The sequence below is a fragment of the Mesorhizobium sp. M2A.F.Ca.ET.043.02.1.1 genome, assembly GCF_003952405.1.
In the GTDB taxonomy this organism is placed as follows: Bacteria; Pseudomonadota; Alphaproteobacteria; order Rhizobiales; family Rhizobiaceae; genus Mesorhizobium.
Map to the genome: position 1 here is coordinate 1,008,545 of NZ_CP034445.1, position 21,606 is coordinate 1,030,150.

A 21,606-nucleotide genomic window follows, 5' to 3' on the forward strand; every position below is an offset into this window, starting at 1 on the left:
TTCTTTTCCTCTCATTGTTTGCCCGGTTGACGGTTTGTTAAGTTGCAGTCGCTTCCGCCCGGCCAGGCGCGGTCATCGCTTCGCCGCGCTCGGTCAGGAACTCCTGGATCTCCATGTCGGTCGGCGCCGAGGACCCGCCATGGCGGGTGACCGAAAGCGCGGCGGCGGCATTCGCGTAGCGAGCCGCCTCGCAAGGCGACATGCCGCGCGAAAGGCCACTGACGAAGGCGCCGATATGCGTGTCGCCGGCCCCGTTCGTGTCGACGGCTTCCACCTCGAAACCCGGCACCGCGCGGGTGCCGCCATCGGCCATGCGCACCAGGCAGCCATGCGCGCCGGCGCGGATGACGACACCCTCGGCGCTGGGGCAATGCTCGGCGAGCAACCGGATGGCGACGGTCTGCGCATCGCCGGCGCCGGCAATCTCGGCGGCCTCATTGGTGTTGCAGCTCAGCCAGGTCGCGCGCGCCAGCACCCTGTCCAGGATCGGGCGCGGAATATCGGCGATCACCGGCGTCGGATCGAAGACGAAAGGAACGCCGGCCGGCAGCGCCTCGATCCAGTCGACAAGCGCATCGCGGCTGCCGGGATAGCTCAGTGTGTAGCCCGAGGTGAAAACCCAGTCGCCCGAAAGGACTTGGACCGGCTTCATCATGTCGAACGTCAGCCGGCTCTCGGCGCCCGGCCAGGAGACGAAAGTGCGCTCCGCATCGCCGCTGATCATGGCCACGCAATTGCCGCTGTCCATCGAGGTCGACGGCGGCGTCAGCGTCTCGATGCCTTCGGCGGCGAAGGCGGCGCGCAGGAAGTCTCCGTCCGGCCCGGTGCCGAGCTGGCCGCCGAACACCACCTTCATGCCGGTGCGGCTTGCGGCGACCATCATGTTGAAACCGCCGCCGGCGACGCGGGCGTAAGCTGACGCGGTCTTTTCCGTGCCGGCCGCCGGCAACGCGTCGATGCGGTAGACGTAGTCCACCACCGCGCTGCCGACATGGACGAGCCGACCGCTCACGCCGCGTCCTCCTTGCCTGGACCGGTCTTGGCCGTCCGGGCCGCGACCAGATCCGCAGCCAGCGCGCGGACCTCCGCGATGTCGATGCCATGCAGTTCGGCGATGCGGTCCTGCGGCAGCTTCGACAGACCGGCGCAGGCGCCGGCCATGCCGGCGGCAATCGCCCCGATCGTGTCGGTGTCGCCGCCGAGATTGGCGGCGATCACGGCAGCCCGCCAGGCGTCGCCTTGGGCGACCTCCAGCACCGCGAAGGCGGCCGGCACCGATTCCTGGCAGGCAACGCCGGTACCGATCAGGTCGACGATCTGCTTGATGGCTTCCTTCTCCGCCTTGCCGCGGACAAGCTCCTGCGCCCAGACAATGCGCACGGCGATGTCGCCGCCGGTGACCCAATGGCCAAGCGTAGCACCAAGCCTTGCTGCCGCGACCGCATGGCCGGAAGCGGCGCGCCAATCGCCGCCCGAAATGCCAAGGCTGACTGCAGCGGCAACGGCACTGGCGGAAGCTATTGCGATGGATGTGTTGTGCGTGGCCCGGCAGGTTTCGGCCACCTTGGCGACCAGCGCGCCAAGCGGCTCCGACGGCATCATGATGCCGACCGGCGCGATGCGCATCGCCGCGCCATTGGTGTCGCCGGCGCGCCCGGCCTCTTCGGCCGGCACGCCGCTGTTGATGGCGTCGATGGCGCGCTTGGTCGATGGTCCGAGCAGGTCGTAGCTGCCGCGCGCCTTGACGTCGCGTTCCCAGCCGAGCAGCGCGTTCACCCAGCGCGCATGGTCGAAACGCTCGCCGGACTCGACCAGAATGTGGCCAAGCAGCAGTGCCTGCTCGGTGTCGTCGGTGATCGCGCCGGCCGGCAGCCCTTTCGACACCGGGTGATCGGCGGCGGGCGCGACGAAATCCTCGACATGGCCGTAAAGCTCGGCGATGCGGCCCGGCGACAGAAGCTGCGTCGGCATGCCCAGCGCGTCGCCCAGCGCCCCGCCGATCAGCGCGCCCAGCGCCCGATCGATCGCCTCCCCTGCCATGCTCAGAACTCCAGATGCAGCGCGAAATGCGCGGGGTTGAGCAGGCTGGTGACGAATTCGATGGCGCGCCCGTCGGCGGCGCGCGTCAGCCGGCGCGTGCGCAGGAACGGCGTGCCGGGCGCGCAGGCGAGAATGGCGGCGTCGGCAGCGCTCAGCATCTCGATGTCGACCCATTCCTCGCCATGGTCGGGCACGAGCCCTGCGCCACGCAGCGTCTGGTGCAGCGTGCCTTCGCGCAAGCCCCGCAGGGGTATGTCTTCCAACTCGGGCGACAGCGGCAGCCGGCTGCGCTCGATCGAGATGGCATGGCCGTCATCGGCATTGGTGCGTGCGCGGTCGACGGCGATGAAGGATGGGCTCTCGACGCCGAGCCTGGCCGCCAGTTCCGCGTCCTCGATGATCTCGAGCCGCAAGGTGCGGGTCTCGGCATTGGCGCCGGCATTGGCCAGCGCGCGCGACCAGCCGATCGCGTCGTCGACCGGCATGCCGTCGAAGGTGACGAAGGAGCCGATGCCCACTTTGGTGGTGATCAGCCCGCGGCTCGACAGTTCCTCAAGCCCCTTGCGGACCGTGTTGCGGCTGACGGAGAAGCGCTGGACGAGCTCGTTCTCGCTCTGCAGGCGGTCGCCGAAGCCGAGCACGCCGGAGCGTATCTCATGCTCCAGAACCGTCGCGATCTGCTCGGGCTTGCCCGTGCCGGGAGAGAGCTGCATCGCGCGACGGGCCATATCGATACCTGTTCAATGAACCTGTATAATCCTGTTCAATACCGTATCAGAAATGAAGCGTCAACGGCTAGGTCCTTCTTCCGGTCACTACACAGGGGCAATCGCGTATGGGCTTATCGCGACGACCAACGCAACGCCGTCATCCTCGGGCTTGTCCCGAGGATCCGCATCGTGCCACGTCGTCAGGTTGCGCAGCGGCAGGAGGCTCTGCCGGTCGATCGTCCGCCCGCGACCGCCACAACCGCCCCGCCGGCTGTTCCCGCCCTGTCGTCCTCGGTACCGACCGCTCCCGCGCCACAGGCGTCTTCTGCCTCGCTGTCGAACGCGATGCCGACGTGGCAGGGGCTCGTTCTCGACCGATTGGAGGAGTTCAAGCGTTATCCGGCACTTGCACAGTACCGCCGCCAGCAAGGCGTATCCTATGTTCGCTTCACGATGGATCGCAGCGGTAGGTGCTCGTGGCGAGGATCGAGAAGACCTCCGGCCATGACCTCCTCGACGAAGAGACTTTGGCGTTGATCCAGCGCGCCCAGCCCCTGCCCAAACGCCTGCAGAGGTGCCTGGCGACCGTCTCGAACTGGTGGTGCCGATCGAGTTCTTCCTACATGGGCAGAACTAAGCCAGCCAACTCATCCGGGGGCAAAGGCGGATCATCAGGCGCTCGTCGGTTGCCGGCTGCTTCGCCCCGCACCCGTCACACTTGAGCCATGCCGCCGTCGACGTATAGCTCGGCGCCGGTTATGAAGCTTGCTTCGTCGCTGAGTAGGAACCACGCCGCCGCCGCGGCTTCTTCCACGCGGCCCATGCGGGCCAGCGGTATCTGGCTGACGATCCCGTCGCGCATTTCGTCTGGGATCGATGCCATCATGGCGGTGTCCGTTGGGCCGGGGCTCAGGATGTTCACGCGTACGCCGCGCGGCGCGAGTTCGCCAGTCCAGCTGCGCACATAGGAGCGCAGAGCCGCCTTGGTTGCGGCATATGTTCCATAGGGCGTCGCCCCTTTCACGTCGGCGACCGACCCCAAGAACAGCGCCGGGCCCCCGGCAGCCATGCGCGGCGCCGCTGCCCGCATGGTGAGAAGGGCGCCGCGCACGTTCACCGCGAAGTGGCGGTCGAAATGCTCCGGTATGCTCTCTTCCAGGTCCGCCGGTTCCATGATGCCGGCGTTGTAGACCAGCGCATCGATTTGACCGCCCTGCGCGCCGACTGTCGCGATGACCCGTTCAATATCCGCGGGGTTGCTCGCGTCGGCCACCACGCTGCGCACGGCGGGGCCAATTTGGGCGACTGCGGCTTCGACATCAACAACGCGACGGCCGGTCAGGAAGACCAAGGCGCCCTCCTTCGCCAACCGTTCGGCGATGGCCAGGCCGATGCCACTCGCGCCGCCCATCACCAGAGCCACTTTCTTCGTCATAGCTGGCATTAGTTCAGCCCCCGCTGGTATTCGCTGTGCAAACGAGCTGCGGTCGGGGAGTCGAACAAGTTATCGAGACGAGCGCGTGCGGCCATCTGGCGAAACGTACCGTTTTGCGTTGGATCACCAGCGTCATGCATCGTATCGGTCATCCAGGCACTGAACTCCTGGTACTTCCAGATGTGCGGCAGGACCGTGCTTGAGTAGGCGTCCAGCGCCGCTCTGTCGTGATCGCGCGCCGCGCGCACCAGCGCCTGGGCGAGCACATCCACATCGTATAGAGCCAGATTCATTCCCTTGGCGCCCGTGGGCGGCAAGAGGTGGGCGGCATCGCCGACGAGGAAAAGATTCCGATATTGCATCGGCGCATAGACCACCGATCGCATAGGTACGAAGTCCTTGTCATGGACCACGGCATTTTCGATCGTGTTGTCGCAGAGACGCAGCCGGATTTCATCCCAGATCCGCGTATCCGGCCAGTCTGCCGGACCATCGCTAAACGCGCATTGCAGGTAATACCGGCTCCGGTGGGGGCCGCGAGGAAGCTGCGCGACAAAGCCGTGGTCGCTGACGCCCATGATCGGATGGCCGGTAACAGGCGCCTCAACGAGCGCCGCCAACCACGCATAACCGAAGTCATGGCTGTACTTCGTCAAGACACCATCTGGGATCGATGCCCGGCTGACACCGTGCTCGGCGTCGCACCCAATGATGTAATCGCAGACGAACTCGTGAGCGCCCGCGGCATCTGAATAGCTGACCCGTGGACGCCGGTCCTCGTCATTTTGGATCGACACGTCGGTGACGCTGAAGCGGATGTCACCCGCCATCACATCGATCAGTTCGCGCAACAGGTTATTGACGAGCATTTGCTGGGTGCAGAATCGACCCGGGCTGCCGTCGTCTTCGATGGTCTCGAAAATGCGACCAACGCCGTTGACGCGATAATCAATGGTCTGGGCAAGCGGGCCGGCGAGGAGCTTGTCCGCTAATCCCCATTGCTCGAACATGCGCACGGCGCGTGCATCAACGACGCCGGCACGCTGCCGGACTTCGACGCGGGCCCGATCGATCCGCTCCAGGACAACGCAGGCCACGCCGGAGGTCCGCAGGAAGGACGCCAACGTCAGACCGGACACACCGGCTCCAACAATGATAACAGTGGTCTCTTCGGAAGTTGAAGTCATGTGTTATCTTTCAGCTAAGCTTTATTTGTTTAGTGTAGGCACGATCAAAAGCAGCCGTTTGCGACTGCGATGCTTTCTATCCGGTCCGCATCAGAGTTCGATGTCGTCGGCGAACGGAACCGAGAGGTAGCCATTGGCTGGTTCACGAACGTAAGCTTCGCAATCCGGGCAGTAAGTCGTGTTGTCCGCGACGATGAGCGAGCCTGGGACGAGCCTGCTTTCAAACAGGCTAGAGGTGTGTCGATGAGCCTAGGGGCTCACGGCATTTCGTTCATCTCAGCGTCCCCTTCAGCATCCATCGCCACCGCGTCGGACATTATCTGAGGGTAAGGTTGACGGAAACGCGAAACTTGGCCAATATATATTGATATTGTGCCAATTTCCTGGAGCGCGACCCTTTGCCGATCCTGCGTCAATGGAATGACTTGGCTGAGCTCATGCCCACGGTCGAAGCGGCGCGCCGAGACGTCGTCACGGTCGGCGTCGAGATGGTCACCGAGGGCTTAGAGCTGGACCATCACTCCCACCGGAAGTCGGAGCTGCTGTTGGGACTCTCTGGCGTCTTTCGTTGTGAAGTCGAGGGCGGCATCTGGATCGTGCCCCCGCAGAGCGCGCTTTGGGTTCCGGGCGGGATGGTGCATCGGATCGCAGCCTCCGGGAACATCGACAGCTATGCGGCCTTCGTCCAGCCGGCGGCAGGCGCGAAGCTGCCCATGACGTGCTGCACGATTACCGTCAGTCCGCTGTTGCGCGAGTTGATTGTCCGAAGCGCGCAGTTCCCAGCAGATCATGAGGCGGACGGAGTAGAATCGGGAGTTGCGGCCTTGCTGCTGCATGAGGTTTCGACAGCGCCGCTCGGCAACCTTCACCTGCCAATGCCAACCGATCCTCGGCTTCGTTCGATCTTCCAGGACATGATAACGGATCCAGCTGACCGCGGAACTCTCGAATCGTGGGCAAAATGTTCTGGACTCAGTGTTCGCTCGCTCGAGCGCGTAATCGCCGCCGAGACGGGCATGAGCTTCGGTCGTTGGCGACAGCAGTTGAGCATTATCCTCTCGGTGCAGTGGTTGGCGAGCGGCGCGTCGGTGAAACAGGTTGCTGGCGACCTTGGGTACGAGAACGTCAGCAGCTTTGTCACAATGTTTCGAAAGGCGCTCGGCGTCTCGCCAGCCCGTTATATGGCGGAACGCTCAAGCAGACATTGAGCACTCACCGGTCGTCGGAGAACCGTCGTCGCGGATGAGGGGCAGCGCTCACTTCGGGCGGTTGCCGTTGCTGCTCAAACGAAGAAGAACTCCTCCACCCGCTGCTTGGCCGTCCGCAACACCGGCAAGATGTCGCGCTCCATCGCCTCGACCGAGAAACGCGCCGACTGCGTCGAGACGTTGATGGCGGCGACGGTGCGGCCGGCGCGGTCGACGATCGGCACAGCGATCGAGCGCAGGCCGAGCTCCAGCTCCTCGTCGACGATGGCGAAGCCATCGACCCTCGCTCTGTCAATGGCCTTGCCGAGCGCGGCGCGGCCGGTGATCGTCTTCGGCGTGCGCCGTTCGATGGTCGCGTCAGCGAGGAAGGCCTTCAACTCATCCGCCGCCAAGCCGGAAAGCAGCACGCGCCCCATCGACGTGCAATAGGCCGGCAGCCGCGTGCCGACATCGAGCGCAACGCTCAAGATTCGCCGTCCAGGGATGCGCGCGACATAGACGACATCCTCGCCCGACAGCACCGCCGCGTTGCAGGCTTCGTCGAATTTGCCGGCCACCTCGCGCATGATGGGCGCGGCGAAGGTCCAGAGCGATGCGCCGCCGAGCCAGGTCCGCGCGACGGTCAAAAGGCGCGGCGACAGCGAGAACTGCCGGCCGGACTGCGTCGCGTAGCCCGTGGCGACCAATGTAAGCAGGAAGCGGCGGGCGCCCGCGCGGGTGAGGTCAGCCTCTTCGGCCATCTCGGTCAGCGTCATGCCGGCCGGATGGCGCGCGAGGATTTCCATCACCGCCAAGCCGCGTTCCAGCGAGCCGACATGGTCGCGTGAAATGGATTCCTCTTCCACGAACCTCTCCAGGCCAGCGTTGACTCCAGGCAAACTTTGGAGCTAAAAGTATCTCATTTAAAACACATGTTCGCAATACGAACTTTTTCGATTACGGAGCCTGGAGATGGTCAAGTTCCTGCCGCTGAAAGAGGCGGTCGCGGAAAGCGTGCATGACGGCGACACCGTCGCCTTCGAGGGCTTCACCCATCTGATCCCCACTGCCGCCGCGCATGAGGCGATCCGCCAGGGCTTTCGCGACCTGACGCTGATCCGCATGACGCCCGACCTGATCTATGACCAGTTGATCGGCATGGGCATGGCCAGAAAGATCATCTTCTCCTATGTCGGCAATCCAGGCGTCGGCCTGTTGCGGCGCGCCCGCGATGCCATCGAGAACGGCTTTCCGCGCGCCATCGAAGTCGAGGAGCACAGCCATGCCGGCATGGCCAACGCCTATGAGGCGGGCGCCGCCGGCCTGCCCTGCGCGGTGTTCCGCGGCTATCGCGGCGCCGGCCTCGCTTCGGTCAACCCCAACATCAAATCGGTCACCTGCCCCTTCACCGGCGAGGTGCTGGCCGCCGTCCCGGCAATCCGGCCGGACGTCACCTTCATCCACGCGCAGAAGGCGGACCGGAAAGGCAATGTGCTGGTCGAAGGCATCATCGGCATCCAGAAGGAAGCTGTTCTTGCTGCAAAACGCGCGGTCGTGACGGTCGAGGAAGTGGTCGACGATTTCGACGACCTGCACCCCAACCTCACCGTGCTGCCAAGCTGGACGATCGCGGCGATTTCCGTTGTGCCGGGCGGCTCGCATCCCTCCTATACGCATGGCTACTACGAGCGCGACAACGCAGCCTATCTCGAATGGGACGAGATCGCCGCCGACCGCGACCGCTTCCAGGCATGGATCCGGAAGAACGTCATCGAGAGCAGCGCCGACGACTTTGCCGGCCGCGTCGAGCATCTGAGGAAAGCCGCATGAGCGACGCTGATAATCTGGGCTTCACACCCAACGAGATGATGACGATCGCCGCCAGCCGCGCCCTGAAAAGCGACGATGTCTGCTTCGTCGGCATCGGCGCGCCGTCGGCGGCCTGCAACGTCGCGCGGCTGACCCATGCGCCCGACATCACTCTGATCTATGAGAGCGGCACCATCGGCACCGCGCCCGACGTCTTGCCGCTGTCGATCGGCGACGGCGAATTGTGCGAGACGGCGGTCACCACCGTCGCCGTGCCGGAGATGTTCCGCTACTGGCTGCAGGGCGGCCGTATCTCGATCGGCTTCCTGGGCGCCGCCCAGCTCGACAAGTTCGGCAACATCAACACCACCGTCATCGGCGACTATGCGCATCCCAAGACCCGCCTGCCCGGCGGCGGCGGCGCGCCGGAGATCGCCACCTCATCGAGACAGGTCTACATCACCATGGCGCAGTCGAAGCGCGGCATGGTCGAGAAGATCGATTTCTTCACCTCCTTCGGCCATGGCGAAGGCGGCGACCACCGCAAGCGCCTCGGCATCGACACCGCCGGCCCGACGCTTCTGATCACCGATCTCGCCATCTGGAAGCCGGACCCGGTGACCAAGGAATTCACCGTCGTGTCGCTGCATCCAGGCGTCATCCGCGCACAGGTGCAGGAAACTTGTGGCTGGACGGTCAAGTTCGCGGAGGCCCTTGACGAGACGCCGGCGCCGACGGAACTCGAGCTGAAGACATTGCGCGACCTGCAGGCCCGCACCAAGGCGGCGCATCAAGCGACCGCCAAAGGGAAAGCTGCTTAAATGGCTGAAGCCTTCATCTGCGATTACATCCGCACGCCCATCGGCCGCTTCGGGGGCGCGTTGTCCTCCGTGCGAGCCGACGATCTCGGCGCCATCCCGTTGCGGGCGCTCGTTGAGCGCAACATGGGTCTCGACTGGGCCGCCACCGACGATGTTGTCTATGGCTGCGCCAACCAGGCCGGCGAGGACAACCGCAATGTCGCGCGCATGGCGCTGCTGCTTGCCGGCTTGCCCCAGGACATTCCTGGTTCGACGGTCAATCGCCTCTGCGGTTCGGGCATGGATGCCGTCACCATCGCCGCGCGCGCCATCAAGGCTGGCGAGGCCGAGCTGATGGTCGCCGGCGGCGTCGAGTCGATGAGCCGAGCCCCCTTCGTCATGCCGAAGGCCGATGCAGCTTTCTCACGCAATGCCGAAATCTACGACACCACCATCGGCTGGCGCTTCGTCAACCCGCTGATGAAGAAGCAATATGGCGTCGATTCCATGCCGGAGACCGGCGAGAACGTCGCCGAGGACTTTTCCGTCTCTCGGGCCGACCAGGACGCTTTCGCCGTGCGCAGCCAGGACAAGGCGGTGGCCGCGCAGGCCAGTGGCCGGCTGGCGAAGGAGATCACGCCGGTGACCATCCCGCAAAGGAGAGGCGATGCAATCGTCGTCGCGAAAGACGAACATCCCCGCGCCGGCACGACCATCGAAACGCTGGCCAAATTGCCGACGCCGTTCCGCCAAGGCGGCACGGTCACCGCCGGCAACGCTTCCGGCGTCAATGACGGCGCGGCCGCCCTCATCATCACCTCGGAAGCGGCAGCAAGGAAGCATGGGCTGACCCCGATCGCCCGTATCCTCGGCGGCGCCGTCGCCGGCGTGGCGCCGCGCATCATGGGCATCGGACCGGCGCCGGCCACCAACAAGCTTTGCGCCCGCCTCGGCCTGACGCCCGAACAGTTCGACGTCATCGAATTGAACGAAGCCTTCGCCTCCCAGGGCATTGCCGTGCTCCGCCAACTCGGAATTTCCGAGACGGCGGAGCATGTGAACCCCAATGGCGGCGCCATCGCGCTGGGTCATCCGCTCGGCATGTCCGGCGCACGCATCACCGGCACGGCGGCGCTGGAACTCAGCGAGCGCGGCGGCAAGCTGGCCTTGGCCACCATGTGTATCGGCGTCGGCCAGGGTATCGCGATCGCGCTGGAGCGGGTCTGACCGCTCAGGCAGATCAATAAGGCAACCCGACGTAATTCTCGGCAAGCGCCGTCGATGCCGCTCTGGAATGCACCAGGTAATCGAGCTCGGCTTCCTGGATGCGCTGGCCGAACTCCCCCGTCTCGGGGAAGCGATGCAGGATCGTCGTCATCCACCAGGAAAAGCGCACCGCTTTCCACACGCGCGCCAAAGCCTTGGCCGAATAGGCGTCGAGCCCGGCCTCCGACCTCTCGCGGTAGAATTCACGAAGCCCGGCAAACAGATAGCCCACGTCGCTGGCAGCGAGGTTCAGGCCCTTCGCGCCGGTCGGCGGCACGATATGCGCAGCATCGCCGACCAGGAACAGTTTTCCGAAGCGCATCGGCTCGGCGACGAAGGAACGCAGCGGCGCGATCGACTTCTCGAAGGACGGCCCGGTGGTGACCGCGGCCGCAATCTGCGCCGGCAGGCGGCTGCGCAGCTCATCCCAGAAGCGGTCGTCCGACCAGTCCTCGACGCGCTCACCGGCGGGAACTTGCACATAGTAGCGGCTGCGCTGCGGCGACCGCATCGAGCAGAGCGCGAACCCTCGCTCGTGATTGGCATAGACCAGTTCGCGATCGGCCGGCGGCACCTCGGCCAGCACGCCCAGCCAACCGAACGGATACTGGCGCTCGAACGTCTTCAGCGCGCCGTCCGGCACTGACCTGCGGCTGACACCGTGATAGCCGTCGCACCCGGCAATGAAGTCGCAATCGATGCGATGCGTCGCGCCATCCTTGTCGTAGGTGACGAAGGCCGACGTGCCATCGAAATGATGCAGCGCGACATTCGACGTTTCGAACACGGTCTGGAGCCCCGACGCTTCGCGCTTCTGCATCAGATCGAGCGTCACCTCGGTCTGGCCATAGACGGTGACATGCTTGCCGCCGGTGAGCGCGCTCATGTCGATGCGATGCGCGCGGCCGTCGAAGGCGAGCGAGATGCCTTCATGCGGCAGGCCCTGGGCATGCAGCCTGTCCGCGGCGCCCGCCTCGCCGAGCAGGTCGACCGTGCCCTGTTCGAGCACGCCGGCGCGCACACGTCCGAGCACATGCTCGCGGCTGGATCGCTCGAGGATGATCGTCTCGACACCAACGGTGGCGAGCAACTGGCCGAGCAGCAGGCCGGACGGCCCGGAGCCAACGATGACCACCTGCGTGCGCATCAGTGACCCAGGCTCTCGATCTGCGCGGTCAGCTCGGCTGCGAGCCTGAGCGCGGCGGCGGTCGCCACCACCATTTGCGGCAGGATCAGCCACTCCAGTGTCCAGGCCGCACCCGAGCGCTCCTGCTCATGCACCAGCGCCTGATGCATGCCGGAGAGCTGAACGGCATTGAAGCGCGCCAGCGCCACCAGCGCTTCCGCCTTCACCGGATTCTGCTTGTGCGGCATGGCCGATGAGCCACCCCCGCCGGAAAGCTTGATGTCGGAGCCAACCTCCGCCATCAGCGCGACATCCTGCCCGAATTTGCCGAGGCTGCCGGTAACGAGCGAAAGCCAGGATGCGAACTCGGCGAGCGCGTCGCGCTGGCTGTGCCATTGCGGCGTATCGGCAAGACCGAGCTTCGCGGCAAGCGCGGCGCGAACGGCCGTGGCCTTGTCGCCGAGTTTTTCCAGCGTGCCGGCGGCGCCGCCGAACTGCAGCGCCAGCAGACCGCCGGATATTTCGGCAAGGCGCTGCTGGTGACGCTCGAGCGGCGCCCTCCAGGAAGCAGTCCGATTGGTCACCGTGATCGGGATCGCCGGCTGCATGCGCGTCGTCGCCATGAACTGACGTTCTCCGAACTCGAGCTCGAGGCCGGTGAGGCGCACAACATTCTCGCCAAGCAGCAGGCCGATATGGTCGACGGCCTGCCGCAGGCGCAGCATCAGCGAGGTGTCGACGACATCCTGGCTGGTGGCGCCGAAATGCACATATGCGTCGTGCGGAGCGCCGACTGCAGCTTTGACTTGCCCAACCAATTCCGGCACCACCACGCCGTCCCTGGCGACGCCGGCCCTCAGCTTGGCCGTGTCCGGCCGGAACGACGCCAGCGCCTTCACGATCGCGACCGCGACATCGCGTGGGATGACGCCGTGTTCAGCCTCGGCTTCAGCCAGTGCCCGCTCGAAGGTGAGCATCGCATCGAGGTCCGCTTCCAGGGAGAAATGCCGCGCCGCCTCCTCGTCGCCGAGCAGGCCGGAAAGCAGCGGATGATCGAAGGGCGAAACGGTCATGGCGGCCACGGTCAGCTGTCGAAGAAGACCGTCTCCTTTTCGCCCTGCAAGTGGATGTCGAAGACGTAAGTATCGCCCTGGCGTTCGGCGATCAGCGTCGGCACGCGCAAGCGATGCTCGATGCGGGCAAGGATCGGATCCTCGGCATTTGCCTTTTCCTCGTCCGCAAAATAGAGCCGGGTGTGCAGGCCGGTATTGATGCCGCGCGCCACGATCCACAGCGTGATGTGCGGCGCCATCAGCCGGCCGTCGCGAAACGGCACGCGGCCCGGTTTGATTGTCTGGAACCGGCAGATACCTGTTTCCATGTCGGTCGGCTGCCGGCCCCAGCCAAGGAAATTCGGGTCGGCCGCGCCGCGCATCTCCGCGGGCGAGTTGTAAAGCCCGCTGGCATCCGCCTGCCAGATCTCGATCAGCGCATCCTTGAGAGGCGTGCCGGTACCGTCGAGCACGCGGATGCGCAGCTCGATGCGCTCGCCCTTGGTCTCATCGTTGAGCATCGTCGAGCCGAGGTCGCTCGCATAGACGCCGCCGATGCCGCAGAAATTCGGCGTCAGCCCGATATGCACATAAGGGCCGGCGGTCTGCGAAGGGCTCTCCTTCAGTTGGTCGAGCGACTGCGCCATCAATTGCCCTCCGGCCTGTTCTCGAACAGCGTCGAGCGGCGCCCGCGCAGCACGATGTCGAACTTGTAGGCGAGCGCATCCATCGGGATGGTCGACTGCGTGTCGAGCGCGGCGATCAGCGCCTCGACCGCGGCCTTGTTGGAAATGCCGCCGACGATCGGGCAACGCCAGATCAGCGGATCGCCTTCGAAATACATCTGCGTGATCAGCCGCTGCGCGAAGCCGTGGCCGAACACTGAAAAATGGATATGCGCCGGCCGCCAGTCGTTCGGACCGTTCGGCCACGGATAGGGTCCGGGCCTGACGGTGCGAAAGGCATAGCCGCCATCCTCGCCGGTGATCGTGCGGCCGCAGCCGCCGAAATTCGGATCGAGCGGCGCGAGATAGCCGTCCTTCTTGTGACGGTAGCGGCCGCCCGCATTGGCCTGCCAGAATTCGAGCAGCACGCCGGGCACGCTCTTGCCGCGCTCGTCGAGAACGCGTCCATGGACGATGATGCGCTCGCCGATGGCGCTCTCGCCGGGCCTGGCGAAATTGTGGATCAGGTCCTTGTCGAGCTCGCCCAGCATCGCGTGCCCGAACACCGGGCCGGTCAGTTCCGACAGCGTGTTGTCGAACGACAGCAGCGCTTTCTGCGGCGAGCGCAGCACCGAGCTCTTGTAGTTCGGCGTGAAGGCCGGCGGGTGCCACTGGCGGTCGCGCTGGAAGAAGGCGCCGGTTTCCGGCGCGCGGTTGGAGCCGGACTCAGCCATGGGCGGCCTTGGCTCCGTCCATCTGCGCGAACACTTCCTTGGCGATCTTGAAGGCGCGATTGGCGGCCGGCACGCCGGCATAGATCGCGACATGCAGGAAGGCCTCGCAGATGTCGTCTCGCGTGGCGCCTGTATTGGCGGTGGCGCGCACATGCATGGCGACTTCCTCGTCATGACCGAGTGCCGCAAGCAGCGCCAGGGTCACGATCGAGCGCTCGCGCTTCGACCAGTTGGGCCGTGCCCACACCGTTCCCCAGGCGGCTTCGGTGATCAGTTGCTGGAACGGCCGGTCGAAATCCGTGGCCGTATCCTCAGCGCGGTCGACGTGGGGATCGCCGAGCACGGAGCGGCGGACCTCGAGACCGGTCCAGTAGCGGTTGTTCGTGACATCATCCATGAGCAGACTTTCCCTCCGGCAACGAGGCGACGAAATCGCGGATCAAACTGACAAGCGCATCGGGCTGCTCGATGCACGGGATGTGCGCGGCATCGCGGATCACTTCCAAGTGTGCGGCGGGGATCAGTCCGGCCAGAGAGCGGACAAGATCAGGCGGCGTCGAGCCGTCCTGGTCGCCGACAATGCAGAGCGTCGGCGCCGCGATACGCCGCGCCGCGTCGGTGAGATCGGCGTCGCGCACCGCCATGCAGGTGCCGATATAGCCGGGCAGCGCCTGCCGGGTCAGCATGTTGCGGCAGCCGGCAAGTTCGGCCGAGCGCTTCGCATGGAACTCCGGTGTGAACCACACTTTCATGATGCCGTCGGCGATCACCTCGATGCCGTCGCGCTCGACGGTGGCGATGCGCGTGTTCCAGCTCTCTGCGGTGCCTATTTTATGCGCGGTGTCGCTGAGGATCAGCGCCTCCACACATTTGGGATGGCGGTTATAGAGCCGCTGCGCGATCAGGCCGCCGACCGACAAGCCGCACAGCACGACCTTTCCGAAGCCGAAATGATCGATAAGGCCCAGCAGGTCGTCGACATGGTCGTCGATCGAACGCACGCCGCTGCCGATATCGGAAAGCCCGTGGCCGCGCTTGTCGTAGACCAGCATCGGCATTTCCCCGGCGAGCCGCGCGACGACGTCGTCCCATATCCGGAAATCGGTGCCCAGCGAATTGATGAAGATGATCGGGCGAGACGTGCCGGCCGCCTCGATATGGCGATGATGCAGTGTGACGCCGCCTATGCTGACGAATGGCACGATTTCGATCCTCCGAACCCACATTGCACCAGCAATTTGGTTCGGTAAATCGAAACCATCCGAGGTTGCTTCGGCCGGCTCGTGATGCGGGCCCTGCCGCCTACCCCAGCGTCAGTCCTGCCTTCCTCGCTTCCTCGCGCAGGAACGGCAGCCCGACCTCGATGACGTCGCGCGGGTCTTCCGCCACCGGTCGCCACACCGCGAGCCCGCCGGCGATGTCGACATCGACATGGTTCATGCTTTCAAGCGTGATCGCGCCCTGATAGCCGATGTCGGCGATCGCCTTCATGCAGGCGGCCCAGTTGAGCATGCCGCGCCCCGGCACGCCGCGATTAGCTTCCGACACATGCACATAGCCGAGATAGGGCGCCGCCGCCTCGAAGCCGGACGCAAAACTCTTTTCCTCGATATGCATGTGGTAGGTGTCGAGATGGATGAAGATGTTCTCGGCGCCGACGCGCTCGATGATGCGCGCCGCGTCGATGCCGCGATTGATCAGATGTGTCTCGTAGCGGTTGCAGGGCTCGATGCCGAGCTTCAGGCTGCGCGACTTCGCCGACTTCGCCGCCCGTTCGAGGAAGCGGCACATGCCGTCGATCTCGCGCTGTGCCGGCGCCCGCCCGGTGGTCTTGCCGATCGTGCCATAGGTGACCCCGCCCAGCGCCTCGGCGCCCACCTCGTTGCAGACATTGAAGGCCGGCTGCAGGAAGTCGAGCGCCTCGTCCGGCCGCTCGACCACATCGAGCGCGCGCGGCAGGCCGAGCGACGGAATGAGCTCGACGCCGTAGTGGCTGGCGAAGCCGCGCGTGCGCTTGGTGTCGATCTCCTCGGGGCGCAGCAGCGGGATCTCCATCAACCCGATGCCGAGCTCCTTCAGCCGGTCCATCTGCGGCTCGATGCGGGCGAGGTCCCAGACCGGCGCGATGGCGAAAGTGTGCAGTCCGAACGTGTTCATGTCAGCCTCGTTGTTCATGCGCCGCCGCGGCGGCAATGTCGCCGCCGCCGACGATGCGGCTGACGACTTCGCTCATGTTGGTGTTGGCGGTGACGAGATCGGCATCCGCCCTGCCGTGGCGCAACACCACGATGCGGTCGGTGACCGACAGCACGTCGTTCAGCCGGTGCGAGATCAGGATTACGGCGATGCCTTCCGACTTCAGCCGCCGGATGAGATCGAGCACGCTCTGCACCTCGCGTACGGCAAGTGCGGCCGTCGGCTCATCCATGATGACGAGCTTCGGGTTGAAGGTCAGCGCCCGCGCGATCGCCACCGTCTGCTGCTGGCCGCCGGAGAACGAACCAACGGAACGGTTTATCGACGGCAGATGCGCGCCCAGCCGCTCGATCATCTTGGACGCCTGACGATCCATCTCGCTTTTGTCGACGAAGCCGGGGAACAGGCCGAACAGCCTCTTCGTCGGCTCGCGCCCAAGGAAGATGTTGGACGCCACGTCCTGCTGCTTGGCCAGCGAAAGATCCTGGTAGATCATCTCGATGCCGAGTTGGCGGCGCTGTCCGGGGTCGAGGGCAAGAATGTCCTTGCCGTCGAACTCGATCGAGCCGGTGTCGGCACGGTAGATGCCGGTGATGGTCTTCATCAGCGTCGACTTGCCGGCTCCATTGTCGCCGACCAGCCCGACCACCTCGCCGGCTGCGACCGAGAGGTCGACGCCGTGCAGCACGTCGACCGCGCCAAAACTTTTGCGGATGCCGCGAAGCGAAAGCAGGGTCATACGCGTGACTCCTTCCGCACCTGGTATTGGTCGATGAACACGGCGAGGATCAGCACCGCGCCGATCCCCATCTGCTGGTAGTAGGATTGAACCGCAAGCAGCGTCAGCCCGTTCTGCAGCACACCCATGATCAGCGCGCCGATCATGGTGCCCAGGATCGAGGCGCGGCCGCCGAACAGGTTGGTGCCGCCGATGATCGCCGCCGTGATCGCGGTAAGCTCGTAGTTGATGCCGGCCGTCGGGTCGCCGGCGTTGACGCGCGCGGTGAAGAGCAGGCCAGCGAGGCCGGCAAGCGCGCCGGAGAGCGTATAGATGATGCGGCGGTGATGCTCGACGCGGATGCCTGCGGCGCGCGCCGCGCCTTCGCTGTCGCCCAGCGCCAGCGTGTGGCGGCCGAAGCGTGTATAGGCGAGCACCGCATGCGCGACGATCGCCGTCAGCACGAAGATGATCACCGGCATCGGGATACCGAACGGCCGCCCCTGGCCTATATAGACGATCTCCTGCGGCAGGCCGTAGATCGCCCTGCCCTGCGAGATGACCAGCGCCAGCCCGCGCGCCAGACCCAGCATGCCGAGCGTGACGATGAAGGCCGGCACGAAGGCGCGGGTGACCAGTTGCCCGTTGATGTAGCCGGCGATCGCGCCGGCCAGGATGCAGGCGATCACCGCCAGAACCGACGGCCAGCCGAGATTGACGGCCACGAACGCGCCCGCGACACCGGCGAGCCCCATCACCGAGCCGAGCGACAGATCGAGCCCGCCCGAGCCGATGACGAAGGTAGCGGCGATCGCCAGCACGCCGATCGTCGAGGTGGCAAGCAGGATGTTGAGGAAATTGCTGAGCGACAGAAAATAGGGCGACAACAGCGCCATCGCCGTGCTCAGCGCCAGGAGCACCACCAGCGACTCCAGCCTGATGTGGAGCCTTTCAACGGATGCGCGCTGCACCCGAGCCCAGAAGCCGGGCTGTTCAGAAGCCATGTCTTTGCACCCTTCGGGTAGGGGAGTAGGGGAGTAAGGCAGTAGGGCAGTAGGGCAGTAGGGAGTAGAGGAGCCAGGCCTGAGAAGCGCAACTTTTGCCTTCCCTTACTGCCCTACTCCCTTACTGCCCTATTCCCTTTCTCCATCCTACTTCACATACTGCAGCATCGGCTCCTTGCCGGCGTCGATCACGTCCTTGGTCAGCACCAGCGTAGGCACCGCGATGCTGTCCTTGACCTTGTCGCCCGCCAACGCCTTCTTGACGTTCTCCACCGCCTGCTTGCCGACGAGGTAGGGAAGCTGCGCCACCGAGGCATTGAGGCGGCCTTCCTTGATCGACTTCACGGCATCGACATTGCCGTCGACGCCGATGATCGTTACTTGCGGGCCCTTGCCGGCCGCATAGACCGACTCCACCGCGCCGAGCGCCATGCCGTCATTGGCGCAGAAGATGGCGACCAAGTCGGGATTCGCCGTCAGCGTGTCGGTGGCGATCGAGGCGGCCTTGCCGCGGTCCCAGTCGCCCGGCAGCGAGGCGACGATCTCCAGCCCGGGCGCCAGCTCTTTCAGCTTGTCGGCAAAGCCCTTGGCGCGCTTCTCGCCGGTGATGTTGCCGGAGAGGCCTTCGATGACCAGCACAGGCCCCTTGGCGTCCTTACCGAGCTTGCTTGCAAGATATTCGGCGCCCTGCGCGCCGGCGGCGATGTTGTCGGAGCCGATATGGAAGGTCACCTTGACGCCTTCCTTGTCGAGCACCGCCTGGTCGAGATTGTTGTCGAGGTCGACGATCTTGATGCCGGCGTCCTGCGCCGACTTAAGGCAAGGCAGAAGATTGGTCGAGTTGATGGCGGCGGTGATCATCGCCACCGGCTTGCGCTCCAGCATGGTGTTGCAGAGGTTGAGCTGCGGCTCGGCCGCCTGGTCGCTCTCTGCCGCTTGCTGGAAATATTTCACCCCGGCTTGTTTGGCGCCGTCCTCGACGCCCTGCGCCATCGCGCCCCAGAACGGATTGGCCAGCGTCTTCATCAGCACGCCATATTCGCCGTCTTCGGCCTTGGCGACGCCGATGGCGGAAAACGCAAGCGCGGCGCCGACGGCAAGCGTAAATCGATTTATCTTCAAGAAATGCGATGTCATTCGATCCTCCGTTCGATCTTTGGCGCCGGATGCCTTGGCCAGGGCCGGCGCAGTTTCCGTTCACGACAATGGGGGCTATTGTCGGTCTCCTCCCCCGGAATGCGGGCCGTTGCCTGGCGAGCCAACGGATTCCCGCTCCAACACCTGGCAGGGTTCGAGCCGCGCCGTGGGTGGTCCCACCGCGCCTTCGACCCTGCGAAACAAAAGGTTCATCGCCTCGCTGGCGATCTGGCGCACCGGCTGCACCACGGCGGCGATCGCCGGCCATGTCACCTGCATCCATTCGGCGTCGTCGAAGCCGACCAGCGAGATGTCGTTCGGGCAATGCCAGCCGCGCCGGCGGAATTCGGACAGCGCCACAAGCGTGCCCTTGAGCAGCAGCGAATAGACAGCGGTCGGCCGCTCGCCCCGACCGAAATAATCGCGCAGCGACGATCGCAGCGGCTCGACGCTGACCTCCGACGTGATCACGTCGATGCGGATGGACGGGTCGAGCGCCAGCGCCTGGGTGCGAAAACCCTCCAGGCGAGCGCGCACGGTTGCCGCGCCTTCGGCGAGACCGATGATCAGGATGTGCTTGTGGCCCTTGCCGACCAGCATCCGCGCAACCTCGGCGCTGGCGGCGGCGCTGTCGGCTGAAACGGTATCGAAAGCATCGTCGGACAAGACGCGGTCGATCAGCACGCCGGTCATGCCGTTGGCTTTCATGAAGGCGGCCGCCGGCCCGTGCTCGTTGCGCACCGGCGCCAGCACCACGCCGGCAACGCGCCAGTCATGCATGCGGGCCAGGATCTCCTTCTCGCGCGCTTCCGATTCACGGCTCGACGCCGCGACCAGCGTGTAGCCGCGCTGCTCGGCAAGGCCCTCCAGCTCGGTGACCATCTGGCCGAAGAACTCGCTTTCAAACTCGGGCATGATGGCGCCGATGATGCGGCGCTTGGCCCTGCGCATGTCGGAAGCTAGTGGATCGACGCGATAGGCCAGACGCTCGACGGCATCGAGGACGCGCTGCGCATTTTCGGGCTTCACCGTGGTGACACCGGCCAGCACCTTGGAGACAGTGGCCGCGGACACGCCGGCATGGCTTGCCACGTCGTGGATCGACGGACGCCTCTGCCGGGGTCCCTGTTGCGCCATTGACCTCCTCCCGAGGGCATGCAGTCGATTTTCTGCCTTGCTATTCTAACCGATAAATCGATTTTTCGTTCTTGTAAATCGTTTCATCGTGGATAAGACTCGAAGATGTGATTGACGCGATCCAATCGTGTCCCGGGAGGAAAATCATGTCCGACAAGACCTTGCCGCTGGTGATCAGCGTGCCCGAACCGCGCACGCTAGACCTTATCTTCACTCCGCCGCAACTGGCGCGCCTGCGCAGCCATTATCGCATTGTCGAGACCACGCCGGAAGGCATCGCAAAGTTGCCGCCGGATGTGCTGGCCGAAGCGCGCTACATCGTTGGCCAGCCGCCCATCGCCTCGGAAACGCTGCAAAAAATGACGGCGCTGCGCTGCATCTTCAACGTCGAGACCAACCTCCTCAACAACATGCCCTATGAGACGCTGTTCGCGCGCGGCATCCATGTCGTCACCACCGGTCTTGTCTTTGCCGAACCGGTGGCCGAGCTCGGCCTGGCAATGGCGCTGAATCTGGCCAGAAACATCGTCGATGCCGATCTCGCCTTTCGCGAGGGCAAGGAACTCTGGGGCGGCGACGGCAACCAGACCGCGCGGCTTCTCTCCGGCGCAGATGTCGGCATCATCGGCTTCGGCGACCTCGGCCGTGCGCTCAACCGCCTGCTGACCGGCTTCCGCACCCGCACCAAGGTCTACGATCCGTGGCTGCCGCCGTCGATCCTGGTCGACAATGGCGTCGAGCCGGCCTCGCTGGACGAGGTGCTGTCGCAAAGCGATTTCGTCTTCGTCGTCGCTTCCGTCACCAGCGAGAACCAGGGTTTTCTCGGCGCCGACTCTTTTGCCAAAATGCGCCAGGGTGCCGCCTTCATCCTGCTCAGCCGCGCCGGCGTCGTCGATTTCCAGGCGTTGATGCAAGCGGTGAAGAGCGGCCACATCGTCGCCGCAAGTGACGTGTTCCCGGAAGAGCCGCTGCCCAAGGACCATCCCGTGCGAGCCCTCCCCGGCTTCCTGCGCTCCGCGCACCGCGCCGGCGCGCTGGACGTCGCCTTCAAGCGCATGGGCGACATGGCGCTGGAAGATATGGACCTCGTCGATCGCGGCCTGCCGCCGCTGCGCTCCAAGCGGGCGGAGCGTGAGACGGTGTCGAGGATGCGCTCCAAGCCGGTCGACAGGAACTGAGGCTGGCTCGACTCGCTGACCACCCAGCACGCGCGTGTTCGGGACCGGCTTGATCGCTCGCTTCCGCCGGCCGACCTATGAGCAATCCTGATTTCGCCGCGGTTGCCCGGTCGGTGCAGCAGCTGGCGCCCCAGTAAATCACCCCCTTCCGTTTGCGGTCTCCGACAATGCGACGTGATCGTTGACAAGACGTCGTTTCACTAATAAGTTCGGTGACAGAACGAA

At 65.0% G+C, this 21,606-nt stretch carries 22 protein-coding genes and 1 pseudogene; 5 read left to right on the top strand and 18 right to left on the bottom strand.

What is annotated here, in order from left to right; all coding sequences use genetic code 11:
• Window positions 1-37 precede the first annotated feature (37 nt).
• The 6 genes and pseudogenes from EJ068_RS04745 to EJ068_RS33090 all read right to left on the bottom strand — a co-directional run.
• Entirely contained in the window at window positions 38-1,012 is a 975-nt protein-coding gene (locus EJ068_RS04745; RefSeq protein WP_127251433.1) for a PfkB family carbohydrate kinase, read from the bottom strand.
• Complete coding sequence (locus EJ068_RS04750; RefSeq protein WP_127251432.1) at window positions 1,009-2,040, bottom strand: ADP-ribosylglycohydrolase family protein; 1,032 nt, start codon at window positions 2,038-2,040, stop codon at window positions 1,009-1,011. The genes EJ068_RS04745 and EJ068_RS04750 overlap by 4 nt, the downstream gene beginning before the upstream one ends.
• Before the next feature lie 2 nt (window positions 2,041-2,042).
• Window positions 2,043-2,768 carry a GntR family transcriptional regulator gene (locus EJ068_RS04755; protein WP_042647561.1) on the bottom strand — a complete coding sequence of 242 codons (726 nt, stop codon included), beginning with the start codon at window positions 2,766-2,768 and terminating at the stop codon, window positions 2,043-2,045.
• A 694-nt stretch (window positions 2,769-3,462) separates the two neighbouring features.
• Entirely contained in the window at window positions 3,463-4,194 is a 732-nt protein-coding gene (locus EJ068_RS04765) for an SDR family oxidoreductase (protein WP_127251431.1), read from the bottom strand.
• Window positions 4,194-5,372 (bottom strand): 4-hydroxybenzoate 3-monooxygenase, encoded by a 1,179-nt coding sequence (locus EJ068_RS04770; RefSeq protein WP_127251430.1) that lies wholly within the window; start codon window positions 5,370-5,372, stop codon window positions 4,194-4,196. The genes EJ068_RS04765 and EJ068_RS04770 overlap by 1 nt, the downstream gene beginning before the upstream one ends.
• Before the next feature lie 90 nt (window positions 5,373-5,462).
• A pseudogene (locus tag EJ068_RS33090) lies at window positions 5,463-5,600 on the bottom strand (O-methyltransferase); the annotation flags it as partial.
• A 170-nt stretch (window positions 5,601-5,770) separates the two neighbouring features.
• Between EJ068_RS33090 and EJ068_RS04780 the strand changes: the two are divergent.
• Window positions 5,771-6,580 (top strand): helix-turn-helix transcriptional regulator, encoded by an 810-nt coding sequence (locus EJ068_RS04780; RefSeq protein ID WP_245463337.1) that lies wholly within the window; start codon window positions 5,771-5,773, stop codon window positions 6,578-6,580.
• A 74-nt stretch (window positions 6,581-6,654) separates the two neighbouring features.
• Here the strand turns inward: EJ068_RS04780 and EJ068_RS04785 are convergent, their stop codons facing one another.
• On the bottom strand, window positions 6,655-7,425 hold the full coding sequence (locus EJ068_RS04785) for an IclR family transcriptional regulator C-terminal domain-containing protein (RefSeq protein ID WP_127386198.1): 771 nt from the start codon (window positions 7,423-7,425) through the stop codon (window positions 6,655-6,657).
• 106 nt (window positions 7,426-7,531) lie between these two features.
• Here EJ068_RS04785 and EJ068_RS04790 point away from each other — a divergent pair, with 106 nt between their 5' ends.
• Genes EJ068_RS04790 through pcaF form a run of 3 tightly spaced genes read left to right on the top strand, consistent with a single transcriptional unit; the run spans window position 7,532 to window position 10,395 of the window.
• Window positions 7,532-8,389 carry a CoA-transferase gene (locus tag EJ068_RS04790; protein ID WP_127251428.1) on the top strand — a complete coding sequence of 286 codons (858 nt, stop codon included), beginning with the start codon at window positions 7,532-7,534 and terminating at the stop codon, window positions 8,387-8,389.
• Window positions 8,386-9,189: a CoA-transferase subunit beta gene (locus EJ068_RS04795; protein ID WP_127251427.1), complete on the top strand. Its 804-nt coding sequence runs from the start codon at window positions 8,386-8,388 to the stop codon at window positions 9,187-9,189. Before EJ068_RS04790 ends, EJ068_RS04795 begins: the two co-directional genes overlap by 4 nt.
• Window positions 9,190-10,395 carry a 3-oxoadipyl-CoA thiolase gene (gene pcaF, locus EJ068_RS04800; RefSeq protein WP_127251426.1) on the top strand — a complete coding sequence of 402 codons (1,206 nt, stop codon included), beginning with the start codon at window positions 9,190-9,192 and terminating at the stop codon, window positions 10,393-10,395. It abuts the gene before it with no gap.
• Between the two features lie 13 nt (window positions 10,396-10,408).
• Here pcaF and pobA read toward each other — a convergent pair whose 3' ends face one another.
• The 11 genes from pobA to EJ068_RS04855 all read right to left on the bottom strand — a co-directional run bounded on the left by pobA (window position 10,409) and on the right by EJ068_RS04855 (window position 20,203).
• The gene (pobA, locus tag EJ068_RS04805; protein WP_127251425.1) at window positions 10,409-11,581 is read right to left on the bottom strand and encodes a 4-hydroxybenzoate 3-monooxygenase; all 1,173 of its coding nucleotides are present in this window, start codon (window positions 11,579-11,581) and stop codon (window positions 10,409-10,411) included.
• Window positions 11,581-12,633, bottom strand: a complete 1,053-nt coding sequence (locus EJ068_RS04810) for a 3-carboxy-cis,cis-muconate cycloisomerase (RefSeq protein ID WP_126083749.1) — start codon at window positions 12,631-12,633, stop codon at window positions 11,581-11,583. Before EJ068_RS04810 ends, pobA begins: the two co-directional genes overlap by 1 nt.
• A gap of 11 nt (window positions 12,634-12,644) precedes the next feature.
• Window positions 12,645-13,259 carry a protocatechuate 3,4-dioxygenase subunit alpha gene (gene pcaG, locus EJ068_RS04815; RefSeq protein WP_127251424.1) on the bottom strand — a complete coding sequence of 205 codons (615 nt, stop codon included), beginning with the start codon at window positions 13,257-13,259 and terminating at the stop codon, window positions 12,645-12,647.
• Window positions 13,259-14,011 carry a protocatechuate 3,4-dioxygenase subunit beta gene (pcaH, locus tag EJ068_RS04820; protein ID WP_127251423.1) on the bottom strand — a complete coding sequence of 251 codons (753 nt, stop codon included), beginning with the start codon at window positions 14,009-14,011 and terminating at the stop codon, window positions 13,259-13,261. Before pcaH ends, pcaG begins: the two co-directional genes overlap by 1 nt.
• Window positions 14,004-14,408, bottom strand: coding sequence for a 4-carboxymuconolactone decarboxylase (pcaC, locus tag EJ068_RS04825; protein WP_127251422.1), 405 nt, complete (start codon window positions 14,406-14,408; stop codon window positions 14,004-14,006). Before pcaC ends, pcaH begins: the two co-directional genes overlap by 8 nt.
• On the bottom strand, window positions 14,401-15,213 hold the full coding sequence (pcaD, locus tag EJ068_RS04830; RefSeq protein ID WP_127386197.1) for a 3-oxoadipate enol-lactonase: 813 nt from the start codon (window positions 15,211-15,213) through the stop codon (window positions 14,401-14,403). The genes pcaC and pcaD overlap by 8 nt, the downstream gene beginning before the upstream one ends.
• Before the next feature lie 100 nt (window positions 15,214-15,313).
• Window positions 15,314-16,168 (bottom strand): sugar phosphate isomerase/epimerase family protein, encoded by an 855-nt coding sequence (locus tag EJ068_RS04835; RefSeq protein ID WP_127252460.1) that lies wholly within the window; start codon window positions 16,166-16,168, stop codon window positions 15,314-15,316.
• A gap of 1 nt (window position 16,169) precedes the next feature.
• Window positions 16,170-16,946, bottom strand: coding sequence for an ATP-binding cassette domain-containing protein (locus EJ068_RS04840; protein ID WP_127252458.1), 777 nt, complete (start codon window positions 16,944-16,946; stop codon window positions 16,170-16,172).
• Window positions 16,943-17,929 carry an ABC transporter permease gene (locus EJ068_RS04845; protein WP_127252456.1) on the bottom strand — a complete coding sequence of 329 codons (987 nt, stop codon included), beginning with the start codon at window positions 17,927-17,929 and terminating at the stop codon, window positions 16,943-16,945. The genes EJ068_RS04840 and EJ068_RS04845 overlap by 4 nt, the downstream gene beginning before the upstream one ends.
• Window positions 17,930-18,076: 147 nt before the next feature.
• Window positions 18,077-19,066, bottom strand: coding sequence for a substrate-binding domain-containing protein (locus EJ068_RS04850; RefSeq protein WP_245463338.1), 990 nt, complete (start codon window positions 19,064-19,066; stop codon window positions 18,077-18,079).
• A 75-nt stretch (window positions 19,067-19,141) separates the two neighbouring features.
• Window positions 19,142-20,203 carry a LacI family DNA-binding transcriptional regulator gene (locus EJ068_RS04855; protein WP_127252454.1) on the bottom strand — a complete coding sequence of 354 codons (1,062 nt, stop codon included), beginning with the start codon at window positions 20,201-20,203 and terminating at the stop codon, window positions 19,142-19,144.
• A 146-nt stretch (window positions 20,204-20,349) separates the two neighbouring features.
• On the opposite strand from EJ068_RS04855, the gene EJ068_RS04860 reads away from it, so the two are divergent.
• Window positions 20,350-21,381: a hydroxyacid dehydrogenase gene (locus tag EJ068_RS04860; RefSeq protein WP_127252452.1), complete on the top strand. Its 1,032-nt coding sequence runs from the start codon at window positions 20,350-20,352 to the stop codon at window positions 21,379-21,381.
• The last annotated feature ends 225 nt before the right edge of the window (window positions 21,382-21,606 follow it).

Bases quoted from the DNA above. Each gene is read 5' to 3' on its own strand.
- EJ068_RS04835 (WP_127252460.1), bottom strand. From the start codon at position 16,168: ATGAACACGTTCGGACTGCACACTTTCGCCATCGCGCCGGTCTGGGAC.
- pcaF (WP_127251426.1), top strand. From the start codon at position 9,190: ATGGCTGAAGCCTTCATCTGCGATTACATCCGCACGCCCATCGGCCGC.
- EJ068_RS04765 (WP_127251431.1), bottom strand. From the start codon at position 4,194: ATGCCAGCTATGACGAAGAAAGTGGCTCTGGTGATGGGCGGCGCGAGT.
- EJ068_RS04840 (WP_127252458.1), bottom strand. From the start codon at position 16,946: ATGACCCTGCTTTCGCTTCGCGGCATCCGCAAAAGTTTTGGCGCGGTC.
- EJ068_RS04770 (WP_127251430.1), bottom strand. From the start codon at position 5,372: ATGACTTCAACTTCCGAAGAGACCACTGTTATCATTGTTGGAGCCGGT.
- EJ068_RS04810 (WP_126083749.1), bottom strand. From the start codon at position 12,633: ATGACCGTTTCGCCCTTCGATCATCCGCTGCTTTCCGGCCTGCTCGGC.
- pcaH (WP_127251423.1), bottom strand. From the start codon at position 14,011: ATGGCTGAGTCCGGCTCCAACCGCGCGCCGGAAACCGGCGCCTTCTTC.
- EJ068_RS04755 (WP_042647561.1), bottom strand. From the start codon at position 2,768: ATGGCCCGTCGCGCGATGCAGCTCTCTCCCGGCACGGGCAAGCCCGAG.
- EJ068_RS04850 (WP_245463338.1), bottom strand. From the start codon at position 19,066: ATGACATCGCATTTCTTGAAGATAAATCGATTTACGCTTGCCGTCGGC.
- EJ068_RS04860 (WP_127252452.1), top strand. From the start codon at position 20,350: ATGTCCGACAAGACCTTGCCGCTGGTGATCAGCGTGCCCGAACCGCGC.
- pcaC (WP_127251422.1), bottom strand. From the start codon at position 14,408: ATGGATGATGTCACGAACAACCGCTACTGGACCGGTCTCGAGGTCCGC.
- pcaG (WP_127251424.1), bottom strand. From the start codon at position 13,259: ATGGCGCAGTCGCTCGACCAACTGAAGGAGAGCCCTTCGCAGACCGCC.
- EJ068_RS04750 (WP_127251432.1), bottom strand. From the start codon at position 2,040: ATGGCAGGGGAGGCGATCGATCGGGCGCTGGGCGCGCTGATCGGCGGG.
- EJ068_RS04790 (WP_127251428.1), top strand. From the start codon at position 7,532: ATGGTCAAGTTCCTGCCGCTGAAAGAGGCGGTCGCGGAAAGCGTGCAT.
- pobA (WP_127251425.1), bottom strand. From the start codon at position 11,581: ATGCGCACGCAGGTGGTCATCGTTGGCTCCGGGCCGTCCGGCCTGCTG.
- EJ068_RS04855 (WP_127252454.1), bottom strand. From the start codon at position 20,203: ATGGCGCAACAGGGACCCCGGCAGAGGCGTCCGTCGATCCACGACGTG.
- EJ068_RS04795 (WP_127251427.1), top strand. From the start codon at position 8,386: ATGAGCGACGCTGATAATCTGGGCTTCACACCCAACGAGATGATGACG.
- EJ068_RS04845 (WP_127252456.1), bottom strand. From the start codon at position 17,929: ATGGCTTCTGAACAGCCCGGCTTCTGGGCTCGGGTGCAGCGCGCATCC.